At 44.6% G+C, this 2072-nt stretch carries 3 protein-coding genes; 1 reads left to right on the top strand and 2 read right to left on the bottom strand.

The genetic code is table 11. From position 1 onward, the window contains the following. Positions 1-119 precede the first annotated feature (119 nt). Together IQ228_RS25220 and IQ228_RS25215 are read right to left on the bottom strand one after the other, a co-directional pair. The gene (locus IQ228_RS25220) at positions 120-902 is read right to left on the bottom strand and encodes a BMC domain-containing protein (protein ID WP_193964878.1); all 783 of its coding nucleotides are present in this window, start codon (positions 900-902) and stop codon (positions 120-122) included. A 100-nt stretch (positions 903-1002) separates the two neighbouring features. Further along, positions 1003-1821, bottom strand: coding sequence for a transferase (locus IQ228_RS25215; protein WP_193964876.1), 819 nt, complete (start codon positions 1819-1821; stop codon positions 1003-1005). Between IQ228_RS25215 and IQ228_RS25210 the strand changes: the two genes are divergently transcribed. Further along, a complete protein-coding gene (locus IQ228_RS25210) occupies positions 1820-2014 on the top strand; it encodes a hypothetical protein (protein WP_193964874.1) in 195 nt (64 codons plus the stop codon). The two genes, IQ228_RS25215 and IQ228_RS25210, sit on opposite strands and share 2 nt — an antisense overlap. Positions 2015-2072: the final 58 nt, after the last annotated feature.

Below are 2072 nucleotides of genomic sequence, written 5' to 3'. Positions count from 1 at the left end.
CGAACGCATTCCGAGGTGTCGTGACTCAAATAACGGCTACCCTTCGACAACGCTCAGGGTGGTCTGGTCAGTACGGCTTGCTTGATTACTCTTGCAAGCCCAGTCCCTTTAGGGCTGGGTTACTGACTCCAAATCTCTTCCTTAACTCTCACAGGCAGCTTTGCCAAATCAGGCAACTCTATCGCTTCCACATCTGTTATTTTATCTTTAATATTAATAGGTATATTAACTGGTTGACGTTCTTCCATCCAGCAACTAGCCACAGGTAAAGTTTCTTCCAACTCATCCAAAGGACGAGGAATCACCATAACTGCATTTAACTCACCAATGCGTTCCGCTTCAAACATTCCCGCTTCCACTGCTACGGCAACATTAGCCACTGAACCGCGAATAATTGCCGTACACAAACCAGCGCCAATTTTCTCATAAGATGCTAATTGCACATCAGCAGCTTTAAGCATAGCATCACAAGCACCCACCATAGCAGGAAACCCGCGAGTTTCCACCAACCCAATGGCTTGATTACTCAAACGGCTGTATCCACCATCTCCCATAAATCGAGTCAGACGGTTAATAGGTAGAATTACGTCTAAATTAGGATAAGGACGGGCAATTACCAAACTAGACACCAACTGGCCAAACTGTTCAGCCGTTTGCACACCAGCTTCCACAGCCAAGCGGACATCAGCAATGCCACCTCGGACAATTGCCGTACAATGACCACTACCAATTTTTTCATAGCCAACCAAGTGGACTCCAGCCGACTTTAACATCATGTCAGCCGTGCCAACTATAGCGGGAAAACTGAGAGTCGAGACTAAACCTAAAGCAGTGTCTTTGAGGCTATCACGGCGACGTGGTGCATGAATATTACTCAAAGCACTTTGATTATATGTTTCCATCTAAATTTCCCAGGATAAGGTTCGTATAGCGTCTTCAATCACAAAAGAATGAAAACTAGCATTTCAATATGGACTTAAGTTCACACTTCATACTTAACACTTAACCTGAAGAATTGTGAGAGTTTTCCTTGCCCAAGGATTGTCTATGGGGAAATAATGTACTCAGCAGCCTATTTATGCTACCTTGTCCATAGATTTGCGTACCAAAAATGTTGTGAGCTTCTAGATCAGACTCGCTAGGTTCTAAGCTTTCAGAAGTAGTTTCTGTAGACTCTGGAAGCGGAGTTTCAACGGGGGTGGAATCACTAGCCACAGCCGTTTCCGACTCTGGTGGAGACTGGCTTTTCGGTGTAGGTGAAGGTGGAGATACAGGTGTAGATTGGTGTTTAAACTCCAGAAAAGCCGCAACCGAGAGTTGAGTTGAGGAAAATACTTTTTCCTGTTCCTCTGGTTCTTCTGATTTCTCTAGTTGAGAATGAGGAGATTCAAGTTGTTCGGCTGATTCCTCTGGTTTCTCTGGTTGAGAATTAGTAGATTCTGGTTGTACCGCTGACGGTTCAACAATCTGCCGACTAGTATCTCCCAAAATTGAACCAGAGGGAATAACTTGTCCTGGCGCTACGGAACAGTTAAAAACCGTTGTGGCTGCACCAATACAAGCATTAGCCCCAATTTTGCCTTCACCAACCATCAAAAAACCGGCTCCCAAGTTTGCTCCTGCTTCTATTTCTAGAATACCCTCACTTACTTGGAGAATTGATCCCATACCCAGACATACTCCAGCCCCAATCACAATTGTACTGTTAGTAGCTGCTTGTAGAATTACCCCAGGAGCTATTACTGCACTGGGATGAATAATTACGTCGCCATGAATATGAGCATCAAATCTATCGCCCAGGCGTAGCAGCGATACAGACATGGAATTTATTACCTCGGAAGCCGGAAGTTGTCAGTTATCAGTTGTCAGTTATCAGTTGTCAGTTGTCAGTTGTCAGTTGTCAGTTGTCAGTTGTCAGTTGTCAGTTGTCAGTTGTCAGTCGTCAGTTGTCAGTTGTCAGTTGTCAGTTGTCAGTTGTCAGTTGTCAGTGGTTACTTGGAAGAAGGAAGAATGAAGAAAATTTCTCCCCTGCCCCCTGCCTGACTCTTATACAAATCTCCTAGCCAACGATA

This window comes from Dolichospermum sp. LEGE 00246 (assembly GCF_015207865.1).
Lineage (GTDB): Bacteria > Cyanobacteriota > Cyanobacteriia > Cyanobacteriales > Nostocaceae > Dolichospermum > Dolichospermum heterosporum.
The sequence above is the reverse complement of the archived record's forward strand: the minus strand, read 5'-3'. Positions and strand labels throughout refer to the sequence as shown.